This window comes from Lysinibacillus sp. GW247-5R2A (assembly GCF_059424475.1).
In genome coordinates, this window is sequence record NZ_JBWKZL010000017.1 from 1 (window position 1) to 24222 (window position 24222).

At 37.6% G+C, this 24222-nt stretch carries 22 protein-coding genes; 3 read left to right on the forward strand and 19 right to left on the reverse strand.

Going from position 1 to position 24222, the window contains the following annotated elements; genetic code table 11:
- Positions 1-364 precede the first annotated feature (364 nt).
- Positions 365-1252: a nucleotidyltransferase-like protein gene (locus AC07YC_RS20775; protein ID WP_336636811.1), complete on the reverse strand. Its 888-nt coding sequence runs from the start codon at positions 1250-1252 to the stop codon at positions 365-367.
- Positions 1253-1398: 146 nt separating this feature from the next.
- On the opposite strand from AC07YC_RS20775, the gene AC07YC_RS20780 reads away from it, so the two are divergent.
- Positions 1399-1752, forward strand: a complete 354-nt coding sequence (locus tag AC07YC_RS20780; RefSeq protein WP_025115857.1) for a YgzB family protein — start codon at positions 1399-1401, stop codon at positions 1750-1752.
- A 21-nt stretch (positions 1753-1773) separates the two neighbouring features.
- Here the strand turns inward: AC07YC_RS20780 and perR are convergent, their stop codons facing one another.
- From perR to bcp, 3 genes are all read right to left on the reverse strand, one after another.
- Positions 1774-2217 (reverse strand): peroxide-responsive transcriptional repressor PerR, encoded by a 444-nt coding sequence (gene perR / locus AC07YC_RS20785; protein ID WP_031416903.1) that lies wholly within the window; start codon positions 2215-2217, stop codon positions 1774-1776.
- A 118-nt stretch (positions 2218-2335) separates the two neighbouring features.
- Complete coding sequence (locus AC07YC_RS20790) at positions 2336-3280, reverse strand: D-2-hydroxyacid dehydrogenase (protein ID WP_336636812.1); 945 nt, start codon at positions 3278-3280, stop codon at positions 2336-2338.
- On the reverse strand, positions 3277-3753 hold the full coding sequence (gene bcp, locus AC07YC_RS20795) for a thioredoxin-dependent thiol peroxidase (protein WP_494920332.1): 477 nt from the start codon (positions 3751-3753) through the stop codon (positions 3277-3279). Before bcp ends, AC07YC_RS20790 begins: the two co-directional genes overlap by 4 nt.
- A gap of 130 nt (positions 3754-3883) precedes the next feature.
- Between bcp and AC07YC_RS20800 the strand changes: the two genes are divergently transcribed.
- Complete coding sequence (locus AC07YC_RS20800; RefSeq protein ID WP_402796647.1) at positions 3884-5170, forward strand: glutamate-1-semialdehyde 2,1-aminomutase; 1287 nt, start codon at positions 3884-3886, stop codon at positions 5168-5170.
- A gap of 135 nt (positions 5171-5305) precedes the next feature.
- A complete protein-coding gene (locus AC07YC_RS20805; protein ID WP_336636815.1) occupies positions 5306-6394 on the forward strand; it encodes an FUSC family protein in 1089 nt (362 codons plus the stop codon).
- 91 nt (positions 6395-6485) lie between these two features.
- Here AC07YC_RS20805 and AC07YC_RS20810 read toward each other — a convergent pair whose 3' ends face one another.
- The 15 genes from AC07YC_RS20810 to AC07YC_RS20880 all read right to left on the reverse strand — a co-directional run bounded on the left by AC07YC_RS20810 (position 6486) and on the right by AC07YC_RS20880 (position 24138).
- On the reverse strand, positions 6486-7520 hold the full coding sequence (locus AC07YC_RS20810) for a toxic anion resistance protein (RefSeq protein WP_494920333.1): 1035 nt from the start codon (positions 7518-7520) through the stop codon (positions 6486-6488).
- 22 nt (positions 7521-7542) lie between these two features.
- Positions 7543-9174 (reverse strand): YceG family protein, encoded by a 1632-nt coding sequence (locus AC07YC_RS20815; RefSeq protein ID WP_494920334.1) that lies wholly within the window; start codon positions 9172-9174, stop codon positions 7543-7545.
- Between the two features lie 234 nt (positions 9175-9408).
- A complete protein-coding gene (locus AC07YC_RS20820) occupies positions 9409-10227 on the reverse strand; it encodes an HAD family hydrolase (RefSeq protein ID WP_494920335.1) in 819 nt (272 codons plus the stop codon).
- 11 nt (positions 10228-10238) lie between these two features.
- Positions 10239-11339: a cysteine protease StiP family protein gene (locus tag AC07YC_RS20825; RefSeq protein ID WP_336636819.1), complete on the reverse strand. Its 1101-nt coding sequence runs from the start codon at positions 11337-11339 to the stop codon at positions 10239-10241.
- The gene (locus AC07YC_RS20830; RefSeq protein ID WP_494920336.1) at positions 11336-12697 is read right to left on the reverse strand and encodes a phosphoribosyltransferase family protein; all 1362 of its coding nucleotides are present in this window, start codon (positions 12695-12697) and stop codon (positions 11336-11338) included. The genes AC07YC_RS20825 and AC07YC_RS20830 overlap by 4 nt, the downstream gene beginning before the upstream one ends.
- The gene (locus tag AC07YC_RS20835) at positions 12678-13871 is read right to left on the reverse strand and encodes an HpcH/HpaI aldolase/citrate lyase family protein (RefSeq protein ID WP_494920337.1); all 1194 of its coding nucleotides are present in this window, start codon (positions 13869-13871) and stop codon (positions 12678-12680) included. Before AC07YC_RS20835 ends, AC07YC_RS20830 begins: the two co-directional genes overlap by 20 nt.
- Before the next feature lie 371 nt (positions 13872-14242).
- Positions 14243-14818 carry a TerD family protein gene (locus AC07YC_RS20840; RefSeq protein WP_336636822.1) on the reverse strand — a complete coding sequence of 192 codons (576 nt, stop codon included), beginning with the start codon at positions 14816-14818 and terminating at the stop codon, positions 14243-14245.
- A gap of 34 nt (positions 14819-14852) precedes the next feature.
- Positions 14853-15434: a TerD family protein gene (locus AC07YC_RS20845; protein ID WP_025115844.1), complete on the reverse strand. Its 582-nt coding sequence runs from the start codon at positions 15432-15434 to the stop codon at positions 14853-14855.
- Positions 15435-15465: 31 nt separating this feature from the next.
- Entirely contained in the window at positions 15466-16083 is a 618-nt protein-coding gene (locus tag AC07YC_RS20850; protein ID WP_008173487.1) for a TerD family protein, read from the reverse strand.
- Positions 16084-16349: 266 nt separating this feature from the next.
- Positions 16350-17246, reverse strand: a complete 897-nt coding sequence (nikC, locus tag AC07YC_RS20855) for a nickel transporter permease (protein WP_336636823.1) — start codon at positions 17244-17246, stop codon at positions 16350-16352.
- A 12-nt stretch (positions 17247-17258) separates the two neighbouring features.
- Positions 17259-18263 (reverse strand): ABC transporter permease, encoded by a 1005-nt coding sequence (locus tag AC07YC_RS20860; RefSeq protein WP_008173491.1) that lies wholly within the window; start codon positions 18261-18263, stop codon positions 17259-17261.
- Between the two features lie 224 nt (positions 18264-18487).
- On the reverse strand, positions 18488-20107 hold the full coding sequence (locus AC07YC_RS20865) for an ABC transporter substrate-binding protein (protein ID WP_494920338.1): 1620 nt from the start codon (positions 20105-20107) through the stop codon (positions 18488-18490).
- Between the two features lie 31 nt (positions 20108-20138).
- Positions 20139-21119, reverse strand: coding sequence for an ABC transporter ATP-binding protein (locus tag AC07YC_RS20870; protein ID WP_494920339.1), 981 nt, complete (start codon positions 21117-21119; stop codon positions 20139-20141).
- Positions 21094-22107 carry an ABC transporter ATP-binding protein gene (locus tag AC07YC_RS20875; protein WP_402796668.1) on the reverse strand — a complete coding sequence of 338 codons (1014 nt, stop codon included), beginning with the start codon at positions 22105-22107 and terminating at the stop codon, positions 21094-21096. Before AC07YC_RS20875 ends, AC07YC_RS20870 begins: the two co-directional genes overlap by 26 nt.
- 306 nt (positions 22108-22413) lie before the next feature.
- Positions 22414-24138 carry an ABC transporter ATP-binding protein gene (locus AC07YC_RS20880; protein ID WP_494920340.1) on the reverse strand — a complete coding sequence of 575 codons (1725 nt, stop codon included), beginning with the start codon at positions 24136-24138 and terminating at the stop codon, positions 22414-22416.
- Between the last annotated feature and the right edge of the window lie 84 nt (positions 24139-24222).

Sequence of the window (24222 nt, forward strand, 5' to 3'; positions counted from 1 at the left end):
TCAAACTCTCCATAAAAGAAATTTGATTAGCTCAAATTGTTTTGCTGGCATCAATTTTGATGTCCAAAATTTTGTTTCGTTTACTAGCTAGGCTAGTTACTGAAAACTTTATTGATTACGTTTTGCTTGTTCAGTTTTCAAGGTTCATTGTTTAAGTCGTTTTTCGGCGACTTCTTTATATTAACATCTCGTTCAAAACATGTCAACTACTTTTTCAAAAAAGTTTTTTGTGTTTTTCATCGAGGTATTCGTTATGTCTTAGCGACAATTAATATAATACAATACGAATATGTTATTCGTCAACTACTTTTCTAAAAAAATATCGAGGTATTTTTTAGATACCTCGATTACAAGCATACTACAGTCATTGACCTATTTCTAGAGCATCTTTATTGACCTTATAATGGCGGTGAAAGATCATTTCGTTTTTCGCAGTAACTGGCTCTATATAAATATACCCCTTATCCACTAAGTACTCGACAAACACTTCTAAATCAACTGAGTAATTCATGAGTTCATGATGGTCATGTAGCTCTTGAATAGACCAGGTTTCTTTTGTTTGCATCACTTCTAATATATGTTGTGCTCCATCTCGTGTACGAGAATGTATTAAAAACTCACTTGCTAAAAATAAAAGCTCTAGGCGCTTTTCTATTGGCTCATTACTTGTCACTAGCTCTTCGTATAGCTTATAAATGGCTGGTTCAATTTTTTTCACTTGTCCCCATACAGTTACTTCAGGGTATAAACCACTATCAATAATCGATAAACGACCTAAATGGTGTAAAGAATCGACTACATGATTATATGCATCTAAATAACTGCCCTTATCAAAGTATTCTTTCCCCTCCAAATAACGACGGATTAACTTTGAAAATTGAATGCCCGTTTTAATCTTACGGCCGCTATACGGAAATTCCTGTAATTCTATTTTTAATTTATGCAGAAATTCATTTCGATCAAATAATACTCTGCCGAAGAAAATCCAATCGACTACTTTCTTATTAGAACCAATTAGGAGCCATTTTCTTATTAGTTTTTCCGTAACCGTATGTAGAGCGACTTTATTTCCTTCATATAAGTAATGTTTTGAAAAGACTGGCTGCTCTGCTTCTTTTACAATAATTAACAAAACAGTATCAAATGTATCTGTAACGTTACTTTGCTCCTCACGCTTTTCCACTAAAATAACGCCTAATGTATTTGACTGACTCGCACGTTCTTGGTATATAGGACGCAATACTTGCTCCATGTTCAGCCCCCCTTTATTCATATAGCTTCTCTTGTTCCGTTAAAAATTCGACATACTCTAAAAGTATTCCTTCTTTGATTTACCTCAAAGCTAAAATACTTTGCCCTTATATGTTATAGTAGATTTTAGATTGGGAGGCAAGATAAATGAAACCTTATAAAAGTAAAATTAATAAAATTCGTTCATTCGCTTTAGCACTAATCTTTATTGGTTTTATTGTAATGTACGGAGGTATATTCTTTAAAAATAGCCCAATATTAGTTTTAATTTTCATGACATTAGGTGTTTTATGTATTATTGGTAGTACAGTTGTCTATGCCTGGATAGGTTTATTATCAACACGAGCAATTCAAGTTGAGTGTCCAAACTGCCATAAGCATACAAAAGTTTTAGGTAGAGTGGATATGTGTATGTATTGTAATGAGCCATTAACGCTTGATCCTACTCTTGAAGGTAAAGAGTTCGACCAATCCTATAATCATAGAACGAAAAAATCCTAGCCCGTAAAAGAGCTAGGATTTTTATTGTACTTTAGCAGTAACACCTTTACATGATGGACATGTGCCGTATATCTCTAAACGATGCGAATGCACATCAAAGTCAGTTACCTGTGATGCAAAATGCTCTATTTCATCGAGCCCAGGATAATGGAAATCGACGATTTTGCCACAGCATTCACAAATCATATGGTAATGATCATTTGTCACGAAATCAAAGCGACTTGAAGCATCTCCATAAGTAAGCTCTTTCACAAGACCTACCTCACGAAATACTCGCAGGTTATTATAAACAGTCGCTACACTCATATTAGGAAATTTCCCTTCAAGTGCTTTATAAATTTCATCGGCAGTAGGATGTGCCATAGATTGAATTAGATATTCCAAAATAGCATGACGCTGAGGAGTAATACGTACACCAGTTGTTTTTAACGTGTCCAGTGCATCCTGTAAATGCGTTGTAGACATCCTCATGCACCTCTTCCATAAGTATTATTAATTTATAATTGTTATAAATAGTGTATCCAATTAGCGCTACTTCGTCAACAATCACACATACTTATCATCTAATTTCATCGTTTTTTTCTTAATATCCTCTCGATAGCTCCATGACATTTTCTAAATCTCTGTCACCGCTAAGCCATTTTGTTAAGCTTGGCTTAAAAATTTCTAGGCTTCGTTCCACATAACGAGATGAATGGCTTGAGACATGTGGTGATACTATAACATTTGGCAATGCCCATAGTGGGTTGTTTGATGACAAAGGTTCTTCTTCGAATACATCCAAAACAGCATATCCAATTTCTCCCGCTTCAATCGCCTGGATAAGGACCTTTTCATCAACCAAATTCCCTCTGCCAAAATTCATGAAAATCGCACTGCTCTTCATAGCAATAAAATGTTCTTCATTTAATAAATGCGTTGTTTCTTGTGTTTTTGGGAGCACAGAAATGACAATATCCGCACTCGGCAAAGCTTCTTTTAATTGCCCAAAGCTAATCATCTTATCCATGTTTGACGCTTCATTGCCAGAACGATTGCAGCCAATAGTCTTGACACCAAAGGCTTGTAATAAGCGGCCCACTTCCGAGCCAATAGCGCCTGGTCCTAAAATAAGCGCTGTACTATCTCGCAATTCAGTTTGTTTGGCTTTTTTTGACCATTCACTTTTCTTTTGTTGCTCATACATCCAAGGTAGAGCGCGTTTAATGGCTAAAATATGGGCTAGCATTGATTCTGCCATAGGTGTTTTATGAATACCTCGTACATTCGAAACTAAAATACCACGTTCCATAATAGCTTGGGCAGGCATTTTTTCAATACCTGCTGATGCAACAAAAATCCATTTTAACTTCGTCGCCTGTTGGATGCTCTCTGTTGTTAAATCCTCACCATATGTAACTAATACATCCGCTTGTTGAAGTGCTTCATCTGTTATTCCGCTTTCAAATATAAAATCGACTTGTGGGAATTCTGCTAATAATGGTTCACGTAAATCTGGTCTTGGTTCAAAAGTAAAATAGATTTTCATGTTGTTGCCTCCTGTTCTGCTAAATAGGCATAAACTTCTTCAATATGATTTTTCACACGTACTTTACGCCAAGCTTTCATTAACTTACCCTCATAATCAATTAAAAATGTTGAACGCTCAATACCCATAAATTCACGTCCATACATTTTCTTTAAGACCCATACACCATATGCCTCCGCTACAGCATGATCTTCATCTACCAATAAAGAAAAAGGCAAGCCATGCTTATCAATAAATTTTGTATGTTTGTTTGCATCATCTGGACTAACACCCAGAACAACAGCGTTTAAATGACTAAAGTCCTCAAACTTATCTCGAAAATCACATGCTTCAGTTGTGCAACCTGGTGTCATATCTTTTGGGTAAAAGTATAAAATAACATTCTGTCCTTTAAAATCAGCTAGCTGTACCCTCTCTCCCTTTTCATTTATAAGAGAAAAATCGGGCACCTTCTGTCCTTCTTGCAAAGTCATAACTATCTCCTCCCTTGTACGTTCTATTTTACTCCAAGTAACAAATCAAGTCATATTCCTTAATTTCTTTGGATTTCTTACACTGATAGGTCTACAATAGATTACGTATAAAAAGTTAGGAGGCAATACTATGAATCACGCAAAATCTGAAGCAGTACACGCAGAGGCGTTACAACATATCGTTGGTGGAGTAAATAGCCCTTCTCGTTCATATAAAGCAGTAGGCGGTGGTTCTCCTGTAGCAATGGTTCGAGGAAAAGGGGCTTATTTTTGGGATGTAGATGGCAATCGTTATATTGATTACCTTGCAGCATATGGTCCGATCGTTACGGGTCATGGACACCCTCACATTGCTAAGGCCATTACACATGCAGCTGAAAATGGCACATTGTTTGGAACGCCGACTGAGTACGAGGTTACTTTTGCCAAAATGCTAAAAGAGGCCATTCCGTCTATGGATAAAGTACGCTTTAACAACTCTGGTACAGAAGCTGTTATGACAACTATTCGTGTTGCACGTGCCTATACAGGACGTACAAAAATAATGAAATTTGCTGGATGCTACCATGGTCACTTCGATTTAGTATTAGTAGCTGCTGGTTCAGGTCCTGCTACGTTAGGAACACCAGACTCAGCAGGGGTAACGACTTCTACAGCTGAAGAAGTAATTACTGTACCTTTCAATAACCCTGAAGCTTTTACAGAAGCAATGAATAAATGGGGCGAGGAAATTGCAGCTATTTTAATAGAACCAATCGTAGGAAACTTCGGTATTGTTGAACCGAATCCTGGCTTCCTTGAATTAGTACACGCAACAGCCAAAGAAAAAGGAGCCTTAACAATTTACGATGAAGTTATCACGGCTTTCCGCTTTCACTACGGTGGTGCTCAAAACTTACTTGGCCTAACACCTGATCTAACAGCACTTGGTAAAGTTATTGGTGGTGGTTTACCAATTGGTGCATATGGTGGTCGTAAAGAAATTATGGATACAGTCGCACCACTAGGCCCAGCTTACCAAGCCGGAACGATGGCCGGAAATCCGGCATCTATGCAAGCAGGTATTGCATGCTTAGAAGTCCTGCAAACACCAGGCATTTACGATGAAATGGATCGATTAGGTGGGATTTTAGAAGAAGGAATTTTAGCTGCGGCTAAAGAGCACGGAGTGACTATCACGTTAAATCGTCTTAAAGGGGCGCTAACAATTTACTTTACAGATGTGAAAGTAGAAAATTATGAGCAAGCCGAAAACTCTAATGGTGAGATTTTTGGTCGCTTCTTTAAACTAATGCTTGAGCAAGGCGTTAACCTAGCTCCTTCTAAATATGAAGCATGGTTCTTAACTACGGAACATACAGAAGCAGATATTCTTGAAACGATAAAAGCTGTGCATTACGCATTTTCACAATTATAATAATGAACATACGAAGGCGACTTTCTACCATAAGTCGCCTTTTTCTTATTCATGCATACAAATCTATGTATTTTATGAGCACTTCCTTCTATAATGTAAAGAAGCTAAAAAATATTAGACGGAAAGGACATCTTTATGAAATTAGGTGCCCGCGTATTTAAAACTGGTGTCGCTATCGTATTTGCCCTGTTTATTGCAGAGCTATTAAAACTACCTTCACCTGTTTTTGCTGGAATTGCAGCTATTTTTGCGATACAGCCTTCTATTTATCGCTCTTACCAAACCATTGTAGAGCAAGTTCAAGCAAATATTATAGGTGCAACCATTGCCGTCTTATTCGGCCTACTTTTTGGCCATCATGTGGTTGCCATTGGCATTGCTGTCATCATAGCTATTGGTTTAATGTTGAAATTTAAACTAGAAAAATCTCTTTCGTTAGCGCTGGTGTCAGTTGTAGCTATTATGGAGTTCCAAGGAGAAGACTTTTTAACATTTGGTTTAATACGCTTTGTTACTATATTAGTCGGCGTGTTAGCAGCATTTGTCGTTAACCTTGTTTTCTTACCACCGAAGTATGAGATCAAGCTATTCCGTAAAATTTATATTTTGCAGGATGATATTATTCGTTGGACACGACTTGCGGTACGTCAGGCTTCTGAGCATACATCCACTAAGAGTGCATTAAGTAAATTTAAAAGCCGTATGTTACGAGTGGATACGCTGTATGATTTATATAAAGAAGAGCGTAATTACTTCAAAAATAAAAAGTATGTAAAAGCACGTAAATTGGTCGTCTATCGTCAAATGATTTTAACTTCCAAAAAAAGCTTAGAATTGCTACAACGATTGCATAATCACGAAAACGAATTAGCCAAGCTACCTACGCAATTTCACTTAATGATTCAGGAACGGCTTGATTCCCTATTAACGTATCACGAACAATTGCTCTTAAAATATACAGGGAAATTAAAGCCTGAGCATTCTGAGTGGAGTAAAAGCATCGACTATGTTCAACGCAATGAACTAATGGAAATTTTCATCAAGCAAGTGAACTTTGCTCGTGAAGAAGGCGATACAGAATTTTCTAGCTATCACTTACTCTATATTTTATCGAGGATCTTAGATTACGAGGAAAATTTAGAGCATCTAGATACACTGATCGTTTCATACCAAAGCTACCACGGCCATGAAATTAATGTAGAATTTGAAGAAGAGTTTATCTAACAACCATGTAAGCGACAGATTCATGTGCAGCGAATCTGTCGCTTTTTACTATACGAAAAAACCTCTAAGTAAAATGTACTTAGAGGTAAAATTAAGAACGTAACGTAAGCAATTGCTGCTCAGCTTGCTTACGTTTATCTGTCTGCTCATCCCGTAAATGCTGGTAGTTAGCAATACCCGTAACAATGGTATCCCACATTTCTTCTAGAGTCTGTGTTATATCCACTTGCTGAGCAAGAGTCGTGCTTAGGTGAACCGCTTCATTGCTAGCTTCTCCAAATTGCTTCATCCTATTTTCAAAGGCTGATGCTGATTGATTTTGTAATTGCTGCCGTCTTTCATTTACAGCATTCATCAGCCCCACTTTAAAAACAGGAATGGTTTTAACAAATGCGCCATTAATCTGTTCCATCAACTCACTATTCCCCTGGCGTAGCATCTCAATTTGTGGAGCTGTTAAAATGGCAACCATTCGTGATTTCTCCAACTCATCTATTTTTTGTCGAAGCAGTTCTGCAATTGACTGTAAGCGATTAAGCTCCATTTTGGCTACCTGATTACCTGCCTCACCCTGTTCTTCATACATAGGAATTAATGTGGTTTGCACCTCATGTAATTTCATATCAGTTGCTACTATATATTTTTCTAAGTCAAGGTAAAACATCAAATCTTCCTTGTATAATCGAGCGAGTAATCGATTATCCTTCGCTAATTCCTCTTCCATAAGCACAAATTGGTAATGTATTTTCTCAATATCTCTACCGAGCACATTGTATTTTGCATATACATCCTCTTCACTTTTGGATTTACGTGTAAATAGCTTCTTGAAGAAACCCTTTTGCTCTGTAAAATCTTTTTTATCAAATGTCAGCATTAACGCCTCAAGCTGTTTAAATAATGCATTGGATTCAAAAGTTGCTGATTGGGTCACTATAGCTAAAATTTGATCTGCAAATTTTGATAATTTGGTAGCTGGCTCTTTTCCCAACGCCATTAGCTCTAGCTGATTTTTTATATCAATCTGATGAGCAATTTGTTGGACCTCTACATGCTCTCGTAATTGTTGTTTGACGGCATCTGCTGTTTCTTGTGTCAGCCGCTCAAGCATCATTGGGATGTTTGACATGGTCGCCGCCTCCTTCCTATCATCAGAAAAAGCGATTAAAGAGCTTTTTAATAATTTTATCCGGTGCTGTTTTTTGTTGCTGTGGTTCTTCATAGGGCAAGTCAAATAACATATGCTCTAAACGATGTACATCGTACGTGTCCTCTTGCAGGTGCTTTTCTAAATCTAATTGACCTGTTGGATTATAAAAAACGATATCCACACCGAACCGATTTAAAAACGCTAGTAAGGCAATATCTTCACGCGATAAGGCAGGTTGCTGTGGCGCTTGATACAAAACAATCTTCGGTATCTCTTGTGAATAGTCGAAGCTTTGCAATAATCTTAGGATCTCTTGAGGAATCATTGTTAGCTGCTTAAATAAAAATAACTGTAACTCATATAAAGTCTCATTTGGCTGTTGTTTTAACGTTGGTTGCTCACAAGATGTTTTGATCGTATGCGCAATGGCTTGCTGTAGCTCCAACGATAAATCACCATACTGCCACCAATCACTTTGTATAATACGTTCTACTGAAAGTTCACCATTTACTAAGCAATGTTTATAGTGAAAACGAAAGTTGGCCTTGCTCGTTTTTGTAAAAGGGAATTCCTGCACGAAGATAGTTTGTGGGTTTATTAATAACTGATGCATTAAGTGCCAATATTCCTCACGCTGGCTTGAGACTCCACTGATTTTAGCAAAGATGACAGGGATCACTACTTCATTTCCATTGATATCAAATTGCGGTCGTACTAATGCTTTTTCCTTCGCATAAATAAAAATATCATCATATGTCATACGCAAAGTTAATGAGCGTGGCATAAAGTCTTTAAATTGCCAAGGTCTATAGATTCCTGATTGCTGGTCATGCATTAATTGTTCAAAGTGCTGACTAGAACGATACCCTACAGTTGCCTGACGATCACGAGGCTTATCAGGAAATGGCTGTAATGTTGTTTGGCTCGTATAGGAATAGCTGACGGAAAACGCATCAGTAGGATCTACCTCAGCAAACTCATCAACTTTTGCTGGATGAAATATTAATACGTCACAGCCAAGTTCCATTAGCAGTAAAAGAAAATATCGCTGACTAACAGTGGCTTCTCCATACCAAACAACTTTAGGAAAATCATCAGTAGGCTTCAGAGCTTTAGCCCATTGAATCCAATGGTTTTTTAACCACTTCACCAGATCAATTAAAAAACGGCGAAATTCATTGGAAAGTAAGCCAAGCGATTGTTGATGTTGAAATAATTCTATAACCTTTATAGTCGTTAGCTGTAAATGTCGGTTCATAGTGCTGTCATCATGTTTGGGAATCAGTTGATACCCATACATCATCGCAACTAAACGATTAATAGTAAGCCCTTTAGGTGTTTGCTGATGCTGCGATAAAATTTGTTGTATAGCTTGAAAGTCTTTCTGTTCAATATACTTATTTAATCCTTCACTTAAAATATGAATATTTTGGTTTTGAGATAAAGTAAATAATGAATTAAAATACTCATCTTCCTCAATTGGTACTCCTAAAACACGTAGAGCAATACGACTAAAGCTTATTTGTTGCGGTGTTTCCTCATAAAATGCACGATTCTTGGGTGAATCTTGAAACGCCTGTAGCCAATCATCTGGATTACGCTCGACTATTGATTTAATTGTGATTGTTTGCATACAAACGCCACCTCCTAAAAAAAATCATCCTCTGTAACCTTAAGCTAAATTCAACAGGTATATTATGTTTGAAAAGGTATACGTAACATCCCCAAAATAGAACCTAGTAAAATATGGACTCCTCCATTACTAAGTAAAATGTAAAAAAACTAATCTGATTGCAGGCATAATAACTTGGTTGTAAACAAATGCGGACTTTATAAAAGAATTCGTTTACCATCCAATCATTCTATCCTATGATAGAGAAAAATTTGGTTGTGCTGCATGCTGTAAAACTGTCTGAAGCAAATGTTTGGTAAATGCTTCTCCCTCATACGGCGAGTATGTTGTATTATGTAGTATTTTTGGCTGTTTATCCTTTAAATCACCATGATTTGGTGTAAAAGCTACATCAGCCAACATCAGCATTCCATAATCCATCATAGAATCACCTGCTGCTATATGCACATCGTATGTACAAAACTCCATCATATATTCTATTGCAGCTTCCTTGGTCAAAACCTTTGGCATGAAATATAATTTTTTTCCTTGCAGAAGAACGCACCAACCATGGGCATCAAATTCTTGAACAATGGCGTGTAAATCATCCTGTTGCAAAACATCCAGATTTACATGATGCACATAAAAAAGGTCGTCTATATAGAAGGAACGTTGTAGCCATGTATCGGATTTGATGGTTTGAAATAGTTGTGACATATCCTCTTGCGGAATTGAAGAGTCTTCAATACGTCTACCTAATGTTTTCGTCCATTTGTCGTAGGGCTGACCCTTCTCTAATATTGTACCCCCATTACTCGTAATTGCAAAAGCAGGGTTCAAGTCATTTATAAAATGAATTCTTTTATATTGATGCAACGCTCTAGTTGTAACAGGGACAAATAGTGTTTGCTGATGCACTTGTTGCAATAATATAGCCGTTTCTTTTGTCATCATACTCATCGTTTCATTAGCCTTCTGTTCAACGACCACTTTATCTGAAATAGGCGGAAACATTTCCATCATACGTTTAGAATAAATCAGTGTTCTATCTAAATCTGATGTGAATAATATCATTTTGAGCTCCTCTACAATTCTTTTATTAAGCCGCAACATGCGTAGGACATATGCGAATATTCTTCTATTATTACATTTTTTTCATGGGCTAATAATAAAATGTGCTCTAGCTCATCCATATACTGTGGATTAATTAAGATTTTCCAAGGTATTCGTCGCAATAAAACTCTTGTCGTTTCTCCAACACCTGGTTTAATAAGGTTAATATTATCCATATCAAAATCCAGTTGAATATTTTGGACCGATTTCATACCTGCCCAAGTAATAAGAGAAATGGCTTCGTCCTGAAGTTGACTGATAATCTCACTCTGTACTTGTTTGAAGCATGCGACTATACGATCTATGTACAAGTTCGAGACATCTATATCTTCTAATTCTTTGTAGTATTTTGCTCCATGGAAGTCGCGCTCATCCATAAACTGCAAATTTAAAACGGTTCTACTCACCAAGCCAGAGACAGTTGAATTTAAACAGGCCGATGGAATTAAAAAATCCTCGCGAGTTCCATAAATCGTCGCACAATGCCCTGGATCTGCTAATACAGCTAAATCAGCATTTAAATGCTCTTGATAGTGTCCATTAAATTTTTGACAAGAGTGGATCAATTCTTTCGTTATAGCACCTTTCCCCGTCCAACCATCAATAAATTGAAGACAGCCTTGTGGATGTTGTGACAAAATATAACGTATCGCCGCCTCATCAAATCCACGACCACGCAAAATTGAAATCGAATAATGTGGCACATCCACCTTATAGTTCATCGATATGTACCGTTTGATTAAAATGCCAATTGGTGTACCTGCTCTAGCTAAACTAACAAGTATTAAATTGTCTAACCCTCTACTTTTGATGATTCGTTCTGCTACTACCCCAACAGCAATGGCTATTTTATTCGCGGATGCATCTAAGGTTTTATAAAATAGATTCATATATGTTTTTGATGGGTGATATTCCACTGGTAGCATTTCAGAATAATGCGTACCTGCTTGAATAAGCTGCTCCCGTTTTTCATTACCCATCTCTAGAAAAACATTTCCAATATCACGCAATAAAAAAATAACGTCCTCTTGTGCATAGCTACCCATTCTATCTGGCTGTAAAGTCGATTTCATCGTGCTCCCTCCAACTCATGCATACAAATGACATATACCTTTGCTTCACTAACTGACTGCAGAGCCGCCACCATCCGAGCTACTACCTCTTTATTTGCTATACGTTCCACTAGTAGAAAAAGTTCCGTATACGGTTGGCTTTGAACATTATATAAATAATTTTCGACCCCATTATTCTCGGGACTCTCAAATATTATTTTCTCTGTGATCGTATAATCTAAATCGTCTGCACAATAGATCGGACTGCGAGTTGTTGATTGAAAATAAACGTCATTCCCTAAATAAGAGGCAATTTGCATAGGCACATACATAAACTCACCAGTCCCAATCACAAGAGCTGGTCCGTTCGTTCGTAGCTCCTTTAATTGCTTGGCGATAGCTTGTAATATGTGATTTTGTTCAAAATGCTGTTTAGATGTTAGCATAAATCTCCCAGTTGCTTTTAAATACGGCTGACTGTTCATTTTGCCATTCTCTGCAATTGAATGATAGAAAAGACGATCAGTGGAGTCTTTGATGGACAATAGGTTGATGTCTCTTGCAGCAATAGTCGTAATGCTCGGCTGTATACTTGTTAAACTAGGTACTCCTGTACAATTGAATGTCCCACACATAATGGAGATGAATTCAATAGAAATTCCCCATTGCTCCTCTAATTGCTGAAAGACCATTCGCTGCTGGTCCGATCGCCAATCTAAAATGGATAGGACAGCGTACTGTTTAACATCAGGAAATTTCTTTTTTAATGTTTCAATTATGTTGATGACCGTATTCCCAGTAGTAATCTCATCATCTATTAACACGATACGCTTAGCCTGCTGTAAAACATCAGGTTCCTCTGTATAAATTCTATGGCTTGTCGCATGGGAATGTTCTTCTTCGAATGTGACAAATGGTTCAATATGAGGAATGACTTCACGAGTAGTATGAATATACATAGCATTTGATTGAAATGCATTAAATACGGCATGTCCAAGTGCAGTGGCCGTCTCCGCAAACCCAATAAACAATGTCTCTTGTGCTAACTCTACACTTTCTTTCACAGAATTTTGTAGTTCCTCTACATTTATTCCTTCTTTTAAAGCTTGAACAATAGACGATATTGTATTGACCTTTTGACTACTGCCTTGCTGGTCGTACATCATAGCTAATAGAGCTCCGGTTAGTAAAGGAATTTGTGGGCGAACAGCCAAATGCTTGCCAAGCACAGTACTTACAAATAAAAATTGTCTCTTCTTATTTATCCGAGCTGCCATTTGAAATAAATCTGTTAGCGCAAAATTGTGTGGGTTATGGGTAATGTCAATATCGATGGAATAGTTTGGTAAAACAGTAAGTTTACTCATTTGTTGTTGCATACATATGACCACCTAGTTCAGAATTTAATAATAGTGAGGCGAAATCCATAGATTCATGATAAACGCCATAGACATGCGCCTGTTTTAAAATGCGTTGTGCCCATCGCATATGTGGTTTGATTTCATTCATTTTATTAGCATAATGACTTTTCATCACACCTTTACTACCATCATTATGTTCAACAATACTAAGTGCATCTAAATACTCTTCATATGAAATAGCGTAAAGTGCATGCACAACACGGATATGACTTGGATGAATGACCGTTTTACCGACAATTCCATTTTGTTTATCCATTAAAACTTCCTTCATTAGTCCATCTAAGCAATCGTCTAATAATGCTTTCCTCGTTTCAAGCGCACCTTTTTCACTAAATGGTGTCATGCGTAATGCCGGTTTTAACACACGCTGATTACTAAAATACTCCCATACGGGCCCAGATATCACAAAGCCGTCTTCCTCACGTCCTAAAATATTCACTATATCAGCAATACAATCCCTTATTACGCTAATATCATATATGGTCGAGTCCATACGGCGGCGAATTCCATAAATTCCACAAAAATCAGTAGCACCGATTCGTATATTCAACACCCTTGATTTGTGCTGCAGTAAAACTGATTTAATGGCTAATAATGCCTCCATACGGGATTCTTTATATAGAACCTCCCGAGTTTCTAAAATCGGCATCCCGTATAAGGTAAGATTATTTTCTTGAATTGTTTTCTCAAGAAGCTCAAAATAACGTGCTCCCTGCGTCGCTGTGAATTTCGGAAAGACATAACCAGTTAAAATTTCCTGCTTCTCTTTTAATCTAGCAGTTAAATAACTAAATTGTTCAACATGTCGCACACGAATAAAAAGTAAGGGGATATCTTGGAGATGCAATTGCTTTTGTTGATAGAGTTTGTATAATTCGCTAATGTCCTCCATCAATTTTTCCTCACAATCACCTAATTCTGAATCCCCTACTGCATCCTCTAAATCAATGACAAGTGACGTAAGTTCTTTATATTTTTGTGATTGGATCAAACCTACAATATTAGGCATGGAGGCGGGCATATATAAAGTAGCACCTAATGCATAGGATAAAATATCTGGCGTTGCCCATTTCGTAAAAGGCTGCGGCTTTTTATAAAAAATCGTCTCTGCTTCTGTTGCAAAGTGTTGCATCTAATCCACTCCCCAATAATTATGCCTTTTGTGAAAAAAGCACTGTATCAGCCTGTTCCTTACAGACCAATACAGTGCCATGTTACACTGCTGATTTCTTATTCATCTTTGTACAACAAATGTCAATAAGAACGCAGCAATTAGAATAATGAAAAATACTTCGTGTGGTGGATGGAATCCAAAAATACGCCCAAACATTTTTCAGTACAATAAGCAGATATATAATATATGCAGTCATTTCAAACTCTGACACTCGCTCCATTAAGTACGCAGCATGAATATTTCTAAATCCCGCCTACTAATAGCACCTATACTTAATCATTTATTAAGCACATCACACACGATTCTCATCATGTACCTGCATCTACTAGTTATTGAAGGCCATATGCGCTGATTAATGCTGCTAAGCCGCCTTGATAGCCTGAGCCTATTGCGGCAAATTTCCAATCGCCATTATGACGGTACAGCTCACAAAATACTACGGCTGTTTCAATACTGAAATCCTCGCCTAAATCATAACGCAATACCTCTGCTCCTGACTCTTCATTTGTCAAACGAACATAAGCATTTAGGACTTGTCCAAAGTTTTGATGACGTCCCTCTGCATCATAAATAGTGACCGTTACAACAATTTTATCAATTTGAGGAGACACTTGCTTTAAGTTGACGAGGATTTTTTCATCATCCCCATCCCCTTCGCCTGTGCGGTTATCCCCTGCATGAACAACAGATTGATCTGGACTTGCTAAATTATTGTAAAAGATAAAATCTTGTTCATTACGACATTTGCCCGTTGCATCTAGTAAAAATACAGATGCATCAAGGTCAAAATCTTGCCCACCATCAAATTGTTTAACATCCCACCCTAAGCCTATGCCGATGCTGTTTAAACTAGGGTCTTGCTTCGTTAAATCAATTCGCTGCCCTTTACTTAATTGAATAGCCATTCAAAAATCTCCCTTTCTTTCCAAAGATGAAATTTTAGTTTACGTTCAAGCCGTAGTCATTACATAAAGCAGCTAAGCCACCCTGATAGCCAGCACCAACTGCGTTAAATTTCCATTCTCCGTTATGACGATATAATTCACCAACTACAACTGCTGTTTCAATACTGAAGTCCTCACCTAAATCAAAGCGAATTAGTTCTTGGTTGGATGCAGCATTTACAATACGAATATATGCATTCGATACCATGCCGAAATTTTGATTACGTGACTCTGCATCATGAATAGTTACAGTGAATGCTAGTCGTTGAACATGTGCAGGAACTTGAGTTAATGCGACTTTTACCACTTCATCGTCACCTTCACCAACACCTGTTAAATTGTCACCAGAATGTTCAACTGACCCATTACCACCTGTTGTATTGTTGTAGAAAATGAAGTCATTTTGATCAGCTACTTTTCCTGTATCAGCAAGTAAAAATACAGATGAATCTAAATCAAAATCATTTCCACCATCATATTTATTTGTATCCCAACCTAAACCAACAATTACATTTGTTAATCCCGGATTTGTTTTTGTTAAATCTACTTTTTGACCCTTTTGTAGTGAAATGCCCATACTTTTTATTCCTCCTAAATAGTCGTTTATTTTATTGATATCTTCGAACAACGTCGCCAAGTTTAAGATCATTCGTTCCTGAACCAACTGCTGCGAATTTCCATTCAGTTTGATGACGGTAAATTTCACCACAGATTAACGTCGTTAAATTCGAATAATCATCACTTAAATTATAGCGAATTAGTTCGCTTCCTGTCCTGTCATCATACACACGAATATATGCATTTCGAATCATACCAAAGTGTTGGTTTCTACCTGCCGCATCATAGATGTTTACGACAAACACTAGCTTATTAAATTGTGTCGGAACAGACGATAGCTCAATTGTGATGACTTCATCATCTCCATCGCCATCTCCCGTTAAATTATCGCCAGAATGTCGAACAGAACCACAGCTACTTGTTAATTTCCCAAAATAAATGACATCGTCCCCAGCTAAAACTTTATCATCTTGCAGCATTAGGACGGAGGCGTCACAGTCAACACTTCTACCACTGCCACTATTTCTACTAGAAAATAAGCCACCAAGGAAGCCGCCGCTTTTTTCCTGGCCGACAGGGTCCCACCCTAACCCTACTTTAATCTTATTTAATCCTGCGTTACCCTTTGTTAAATCAACACGTTGCCCTTTTTGTAAATTAATCGCCAATTTGAACACCCTCCTAAAATATGTATTTCAATGGAAAGACTATATGTAAAGTCATAATCTACGCATTTAGATTGTCTTTTTCAACAATACTTTAAGTCTAAAATAACGTGACAAAAAATTCAATAAATGGCTCCGAAAGGTTCATCTTTTTTTATTTTATTTTGTAGGAATATTTCTATAAAGGACGCTTCAACTGTAAAAGAGTTCCTTTTTAAAACGGCCGAAAAAAAACCTTCTAGCTTGTAGAAGGCTCATGAATCTAATTACTAATTTTTCATTTTCGGATCTAGTGCATCACGTAAACCATCCCCCATTAAGTTAAAGCCAAGAACCGTTAACATAATCGCTATCCCTGGGAAAATCATTGTCCATGGTGCATTTAATAAAAACTTCCTTGCATCGGCAAGCATTTTTCCCCATTCGGGTGCTGGTGCTTGCGCGCCTAGCCCAAGGAAACCTAATGCCGCCGCTTCAATAATGGCAGTTGCAATAGCAAGCGTCCCCTGTACAATAATTGGAGTGATTGAATTCGGCAATATATGAGAGAATAGAATTCGTGAATCACGCATGCCAATTGCCTTTGCTGCTACAATATATTCCTCTTCTTTGACACTTAATACTTTAGAACGGATTAAGCGTCCAAAGTTCGGTACGTTAATAATGGCAATAGCGATTAATGCATTTTGTAAAGATGGACCTAGCACTGATACTACTGCAATTGCTAGTAGCATACTCGGGAAAGCTAGCATAATGTCAAAAATACGCGAAATAATCGTATCGATCCATTTGCCATAATAACCTGCAATGATACCAAGTAAACTACCTATTATAACGGATAAAATAACGGAGAAAAAGCCTACCCAAAGCGATATTCTTGCGCCATGAATGATTCTCGAAAAGATATCCCGTCCAAAATCATCTGTTCCAAACCAATGATCAGAGGATGGTGCCAGTAATCGCTTCGTTAAATCTTGTTCATTGATGCCCTGTGGTGCAATGAACGGACCAATGATAGCCAGTAAAACGAAAAATATAACAATCCCTGCGCCCACTAGTGACACTTTGCTCTTTTTAAAGCTACGCCAGCCTTCGAGCCATGGACCTACTGCCCTTTCTGGAATGGGTGCTGCTTCTTTTTTTATATCGATTGCTCCAGTCATCATTGCAACTCCCTTCTATTTGTATTTAATACGCGGATCTACGACTGTATACAGTAAATCCACGATTAAGTTAATCATGATGAAAATAAATGCAACGATTAAAATTCCTGATTGAATAACAGGATAGTCCCTGAAGCCAATTGCATCATAAATATAACGACCAATCCCCGGCCAACTAAAAATGGTCTCTGTTAAAATAGCCCCACCTAGCAGTAATCCTGTTTGTAGACCAATTACCGTTAACACAGGAATAACGGCATTCTTCAATGCATGCTTATAAACAACAATAAACATTTTTTGGCCTTTTGCTCTGGCAGTGCGGACATAATCTGAGCGCATAACTTCCAGCATAGAAGACCTTGTAATTCTGGCAATAATAGCCATCGGAATGGTAGCCAGTGCGACACCTGGTAATATGAGTCGCTTTAGGACTTCGACGAATTGATCAAAGCGACCTTGAATGAGCGTATCTAATAAATAAAAATGGGTTATGGCGGTTATAGGATTTCGTACATCTTCTCGACCAGAGGTAGGCAACCATCCAAGCTTGCTACTAAATGTCCATTGCTCCATCAAGCCAAGCCAGAACACCGGTACAGAAACACCGATTAATGCGACAATCATCGCTGTATAATCAAACCAAGAATTTTGGAACCACGCAGAAATAATACCAGCATTTACACCGATAACAATTGCAATAATCATCGCAAAAAAGGCTAGTTCAGCTGTTGCAGCTAAGTATGGAAAAACTTCATCTGATACAGGTAATTTTGTACGTAAGGAAACTCCTAAATCTCCCTGAAAAATACCTGCCAAATAACTAAAATATTGTGTATACCAAGGTTTATCTAATCCTAAACTTGCGTTTAATGCCTCGACCGCCTCTTTTGTCGCCTGCTGTCCCAAAATAACTTGAGCGGGATTACCAGGTATTGCTCGTATTAACATAAAGACAATAAAAGTCATTCCAAGCAAAACTGGGATTAGTTGAAGTAAACGTCTCCCCATATAGTGAAGCATGTTCATCACCTCTCTATGATTTTCATAATCTACTTTGAAGTCTTTATATTCTGTTGAAAGGTTGAGCCTTCACCAAACGGTTTTGAATGTTTAGATGAGTGATCTTTCATACAGGAGAAATAATTTGGTTTTCTTTTACTAGAAAAGAATCTGCTAGAATTCCACGGCTTACCCGCAGAAAAGCAAGCAGATTCTCTAATTCACTTATTCAATTAAACATAAAATTACTGTTGAATATCTACCGCATCTAAACGGTCAGAGCCAGTAGGATGCGCAATATAATTTGTCACTTTATTGTTAGCAGCTAAAATTGGCGTAGAGTGAGCAAGTGGAACCCATGGAGCATCCTCAGAAATAATCACCTGAGCTTGCTTATAAAGCTCATTACGCTTGTCCTCATCGACTTCAGTTTGAGCAGCTGTTAACAACTTGTGTAATTCTTGATTGTCATAGAATGTATAGTTGTTAGAGCCAATATTATCTCCATCTAATAAAGTATATAGGAAGTTATCGGCATCCCCATTATCACCTGTCCAGCCAAGTAGGAATGCATCTGCTTCACCATTTTGTGCTTTTTCTAAATAAGTAGCCCATTCAAACGATACAATTTTAGATTTAATGCCTACATCCTCTAAGTTCTTTTGAATCGCTTCTGCCACTTTTTGACCATCCGGCATGTATGGACGTGGTACTGGCATTGCCCAAAGCTCAATTTCCTTACCGTCATAGCCTGCTTCAGCAAGTAATGCTTTCGCCTTTTCAGGATCATACGTATAACCTGTAACTTCATCGTTATAACCAGAAATTACTGGTGGCATTGGGTTTTTCGCTGGCTCTGCAAGCCCCTCATAAAATGCATCTACTAATGCTTGTTTATTAATTGCATAGTTAACTGCTTGACGTACTTTTACATTATCAAATGGAGGGCGTGTTACTGTTAAACCTAAATAGCCAACATTCATAGATGGACGCTCAATTAATTGTAAATTCGCATCTCCCTCGATAGTTGCTTTATCAGATGGACTGATGCCATCAGCTACATCGATATTGCCTGCTAATAAATCATTTAAACGTGCAGAGTTTTCTGGAATAGAACGATAAATCACTTTATCTAATTTAGGAAAGCCATCAAGATAGTAATCAGGGTTTTTCTCAATTGTTATTGAATCATTACGTACCCAGCTAACAAATTTGAATGGGCCAGTTCCTACAGGATTTGCTGACAATCCCTCTTCATCTGCTTCAAATGCTGTTGGAGAAGCAATCGCAAATGGAGACATTGCTAAGTTTTTCAGGAATGGTGCTTGTGGTTGGCTTAATTTAAAGACAACTGTATAGTCACCCTCTGCAGTTACTGATTCAATGATTTGCTTGTCACCAATTAGAAATTGCGAGCTAAAGTAAGGGTGTTTATCCGCACCTGATTTCCAACGTTCAATATTCTTCACAACAGCCTCAGCATTGAAATCTGTGCCATCATGGAATTTTACACCTTCTTGTAGCTGGAAAGTATATGTTAAACCATCCTCTGATGCCTCCCATGATTTTGCTAGACCTGGTTGAATTGTTACATCTTTTTCACCAAAGTTTACTAATGTTTCATAAATATTAGCTGTCACCGTAAAGGATTCACCATCTGTGACAACAGCAGGGTCAAGTGCTACAGAATCTCCTCCACGACCATAAACTAAAATTTTCGGATCGCCACTGCTAGCTGTATCGCCACTAGTTGAAGTATCTTTACTACCCGTATCCTTTGTATCAGAGCCGCCACAAGCTGCTAAGATCGTCGAGAGAATAAGGAGCAGCATCACACCTAAAGTCCAGAGCTTCTTTTTCTTCATTCAATTTCCCCCTATGTGGTTTTTATATCATTTAATGTTGGAGTGCCTCATATAGATGGCAAGCAACATAATGACCTGGTTTCACTTCTTGCATTTTAGGTACTACCTGTGAGCATTGTTCCATTTTAAAAGGACATCGCGTATGGAATGTACAGCCACTCGGCGGATTGGATGCACTCGGAATATCTCCAGTAATAATCATTTGTTCACGTTCAAACGTTGGATCTGGCACTGGGACCGAGGATAAGAGTGCTTGTGTATATGGATGAAGCGGTTCAGCATATAAGTCCTCACTCGCTGTCAACTCTACTAATTTTCCTAAATACATGACGCCAACACGATTACTAATATGGCGCACAACCCCTAAATCATGAGAAATAAAAATATAGGTTAGCTTTAAATCCTTTTGTAGCTTTTGCAATAGATTTAATACTTGTGCCTGTATGGACACATCTAATGCCGATACCGGCTCGTCCGCAATGAGCAAACGAGGATTGGTCATTAACGCACGCGCGATGCCAATTCGTTGCCTCTGCCCACCACTAAACTGGTGAGGATAGCGTTTGATATGATATTCATTCAATCCAACAATCTCAAGTAGCTCCAATACTTTCTGTTTTCGCTCCTTGGTATTACCTATCCCATGAACAATAAGAGGCTCCTCCAATATTTTGCCAATGTTATGGCGAGGATTTAATGAAGCATAGGGATCCTGAAAAATCATTTGAATATCTCTACGCGCCTTCCTCATTTCATTGTTGGATAATTCTGAAATCATTTTACCTGCGAATTCAATGTTTCCTTCAGTAGGCTCTAGTAACCGCATTAGTAAACGACCGGTTGTCGATTTACCACAGCCTGACTCACCAACAATCCCTAATGTTTCTCCTTCAAAAACTTCAAAGGAAACATCATCTACTGCCTTTACATCTCCCGTTTGTGTATTTAGAACACCTTTGCGGATCGGGAAATATTTCTTTAAGCCATCAACCTTTAATAACACTTTCGACACGTTGCTCCACCTCCTGCTTCTCTAGTAAAAAACATCTCGATTTATGCTGCTCTGCTGCTTCAAATAAAGGTGGTGTTTCCTGTAAACAACGTTCCATTGCGTATTCACAGCGTGCCGCAAAACGACACCCTACTTGAATACTTCCTGGCTTTGGTACAGTTCCAGGAATCGAATATAAATTATCCTTTTTAAAACGCATATCAGGCACTGATTGAATAAGACCTTGTGTATAGGGATGCTTCGGATTAGAGAATATTTCTTGAATCGGTGCTTCCTCTACAATTTGTCCAGCATACATGACAATCACACGCTCACATGTTTCTGCTACAACACCTAGATCATGTGTAATTAACAGGACTGCTGTATTCAATCGTTTATTTAAGTCCTTCATTAGCTGTAAAATTTGAGCTTGAATCGTAACGTCTAAAGCAGTTGTCGGTTCGTCCGCAATTAAAACCTGTGGATCACAGACAAGTGCCATAGCAATCATGACCCGTTGTCGCATACCACCCGATAGCTGATGAGGATAATCCTTTAGTAAATCTTCAGCACGTGGTAAACCTACAAGTTTCATAATTTCAACAGCTCTGGCAAACGCTTTCTTTTTCGACCATTTTGGATTATGGATTAAAATGGCCTCCTTTAATTGATCACCAATTGTAAACAATGGATTTAATGAAGTCATAGGCTCCTGAAAAATCATAGCTATGTCTTTTCCACGTATTTTCTGCATTTGTTTTTCTGTACAATTCACTAGATTTTTATTATCTAGCAAAATTTCACCACCTGTTATTTTGCCTGGGGGTGATGGAATTAATCCCATGATGGACAGTGACGTAACACTTTTACCACTTCCCGATTCGCCGACAATCCCTAATATTTCTCCTTCTTGGACAGAAAAATCGATATCATCTACAGCAGGAATTTGTCCATTATCTGTGAAAAAGGTTGTTCTTAAACCTTTTATTTCTAGTAGCTTTTTCCTCATGCGCAACGTCCCACCCTACCTATATTTTACTTAATTGTATAAATTATATTAACAGAATACTATAACTTTTGTTAAATTCCCTATTTTCAGATAATTCTAACTAAAAATCATCGCTCTTTCAATCATTAATATTCTGCAATTTACGTAGTTTTTCTGCATCATTCGCCTTCGGTATTAATTACATCTTATAAAGTAATATTTTTATATAGATTTTCAAAAAAAAATAGCCTTCCATTTAAAAATAAATGAAAGACTTTTTTTGAAAAAAATTTCAAAATTGATGATTTCTGTGCAAATTCACTACTATTACTCCAAATGTTGCACTTGGAATAAATCATAATATGTCCCTTGCTTTGTCATTAATTGCTCATGATTACCGCTTTCGATTAATTGACCATGGTCTATAACAAAAATTTTGTCAGCATGAGTGATGGTCGAAAGACGATGAGCAATAATTATAGTTGTTCGCTCATGAGCTAGCTCCTCTAATGATTCCTGAATCAATGCTTCACTCTCTAAATCGAGCGCTGAAGTGGCCTCATCAAGAATTAAAATCGGAGGATTTTTTAAAAATACTCGAGCAATGGCAACTCGTTGTTTTTGCCCACCTGACAGTTTTACTCCTCGTTCACCTACTTTAGTGTCATAACCATTTGGCAGAGTCATAATAAAATCATGGGCATTCGCCGCTTTGGCAGCCTCTATCACTTGCTCATCTGTAGCATCTGGTTTTCCCATTAATATATTTTCTTTAACGGAGTCACTGAAAAGTATATTATCTTGGAGGACAATTCCTATTTGAGAACGTAGTGAATGCAATGTAACATCACGTACATCCTGTCCATTAATTGTTACGACACCATCGGTTGCATCATAGAAACGAGGAATTAAGCTAATAATCGTGGATTTACCACCTCCACTCATTCCAACGAAGGCGACAGTCTCACCAGGATTTATAGTGAAATTTATGTTGTTTAAAATAGATACGCCTTCTTTCTCATATTGGAAAGATACATGGTCAAAACGAACTTCACCCGTAGCGGATCGTAAATCATGCGCATCAACTTTATTTTTCACTTCATACGGTTCATCCATTAAATCAAACATTCGATCCATGGATGCAATCGATTGTGTCAACGTTGTTGAAGAACTAACAAGACGGCGCAGTGGGCCATACAATCGTTCAATATACGCGATAAAGGCTACCATTGTTCCAACAGATAAAGTACCATTTATGACTTCATATCCTGCATAAGCAATAACTAGTAAAGGTGCTACATCTGTAATAGTATTCACTACAGCAAAGGATTTAGCATTCCACTTTGTTTGATCAAGGGCCTTCTCTAAAAACTCCCCATTTGCTTCATCAAATAATGTTTGTTCGTGTTTTTCTAGCGTAAAGCTTTTTATAATACTCATACCAGCTACTCGTTCATGTAAATAGCTTTGTACACCTGCAAGTGCTTGAGAACGTTTACGTGTTAAGTCTCGCAGTTTTCCAAAAAAGTACTTCACACTCAATGCATAAAACGGGAACGCTAATAAGGCCACTAATGTGAGCTTAATATCCATGGTTAGCATAATAATGACTGCAATCACAATGGTTGCAAGGTCTAGCCACACATTCATTAAACCCGTCATCACAAAGTTCTTCGTTTGTTCAACATCATTGATGACCCTTGAAATAACATCACCAGCACGTGTATTGGCATAATATTTTAAGCTTAATCGTTGTAAATGTGCGTAGATTTCTTTCCGAATATCAAACAGCACCTTATTACTAACATGTTGTGCAAAATATTGACGATAGTACTCGATTGGTGGACGAATAATAAAGAACACAATAATCGTTCCGCCCAGCCAATATAACAGCTCTTTTGTTTTTTCTCCATCTGTTAAGTCGTCCGCAGCAATAATATCATCCAACACAATTTTAATGAGTAATGGAATAAATAAAGGAATAGCAAATTTAACTATACCAATAACAATCGTTAGAACGATTTCCCAAGAATAAGGTTTTACAAAGCGCATATATCGCTTTATGCTTCCCAAATTTTCATCACATCCTTACAAAAAGAAACAGGCATCCATTGATGAATGCCCTATGTATTATAG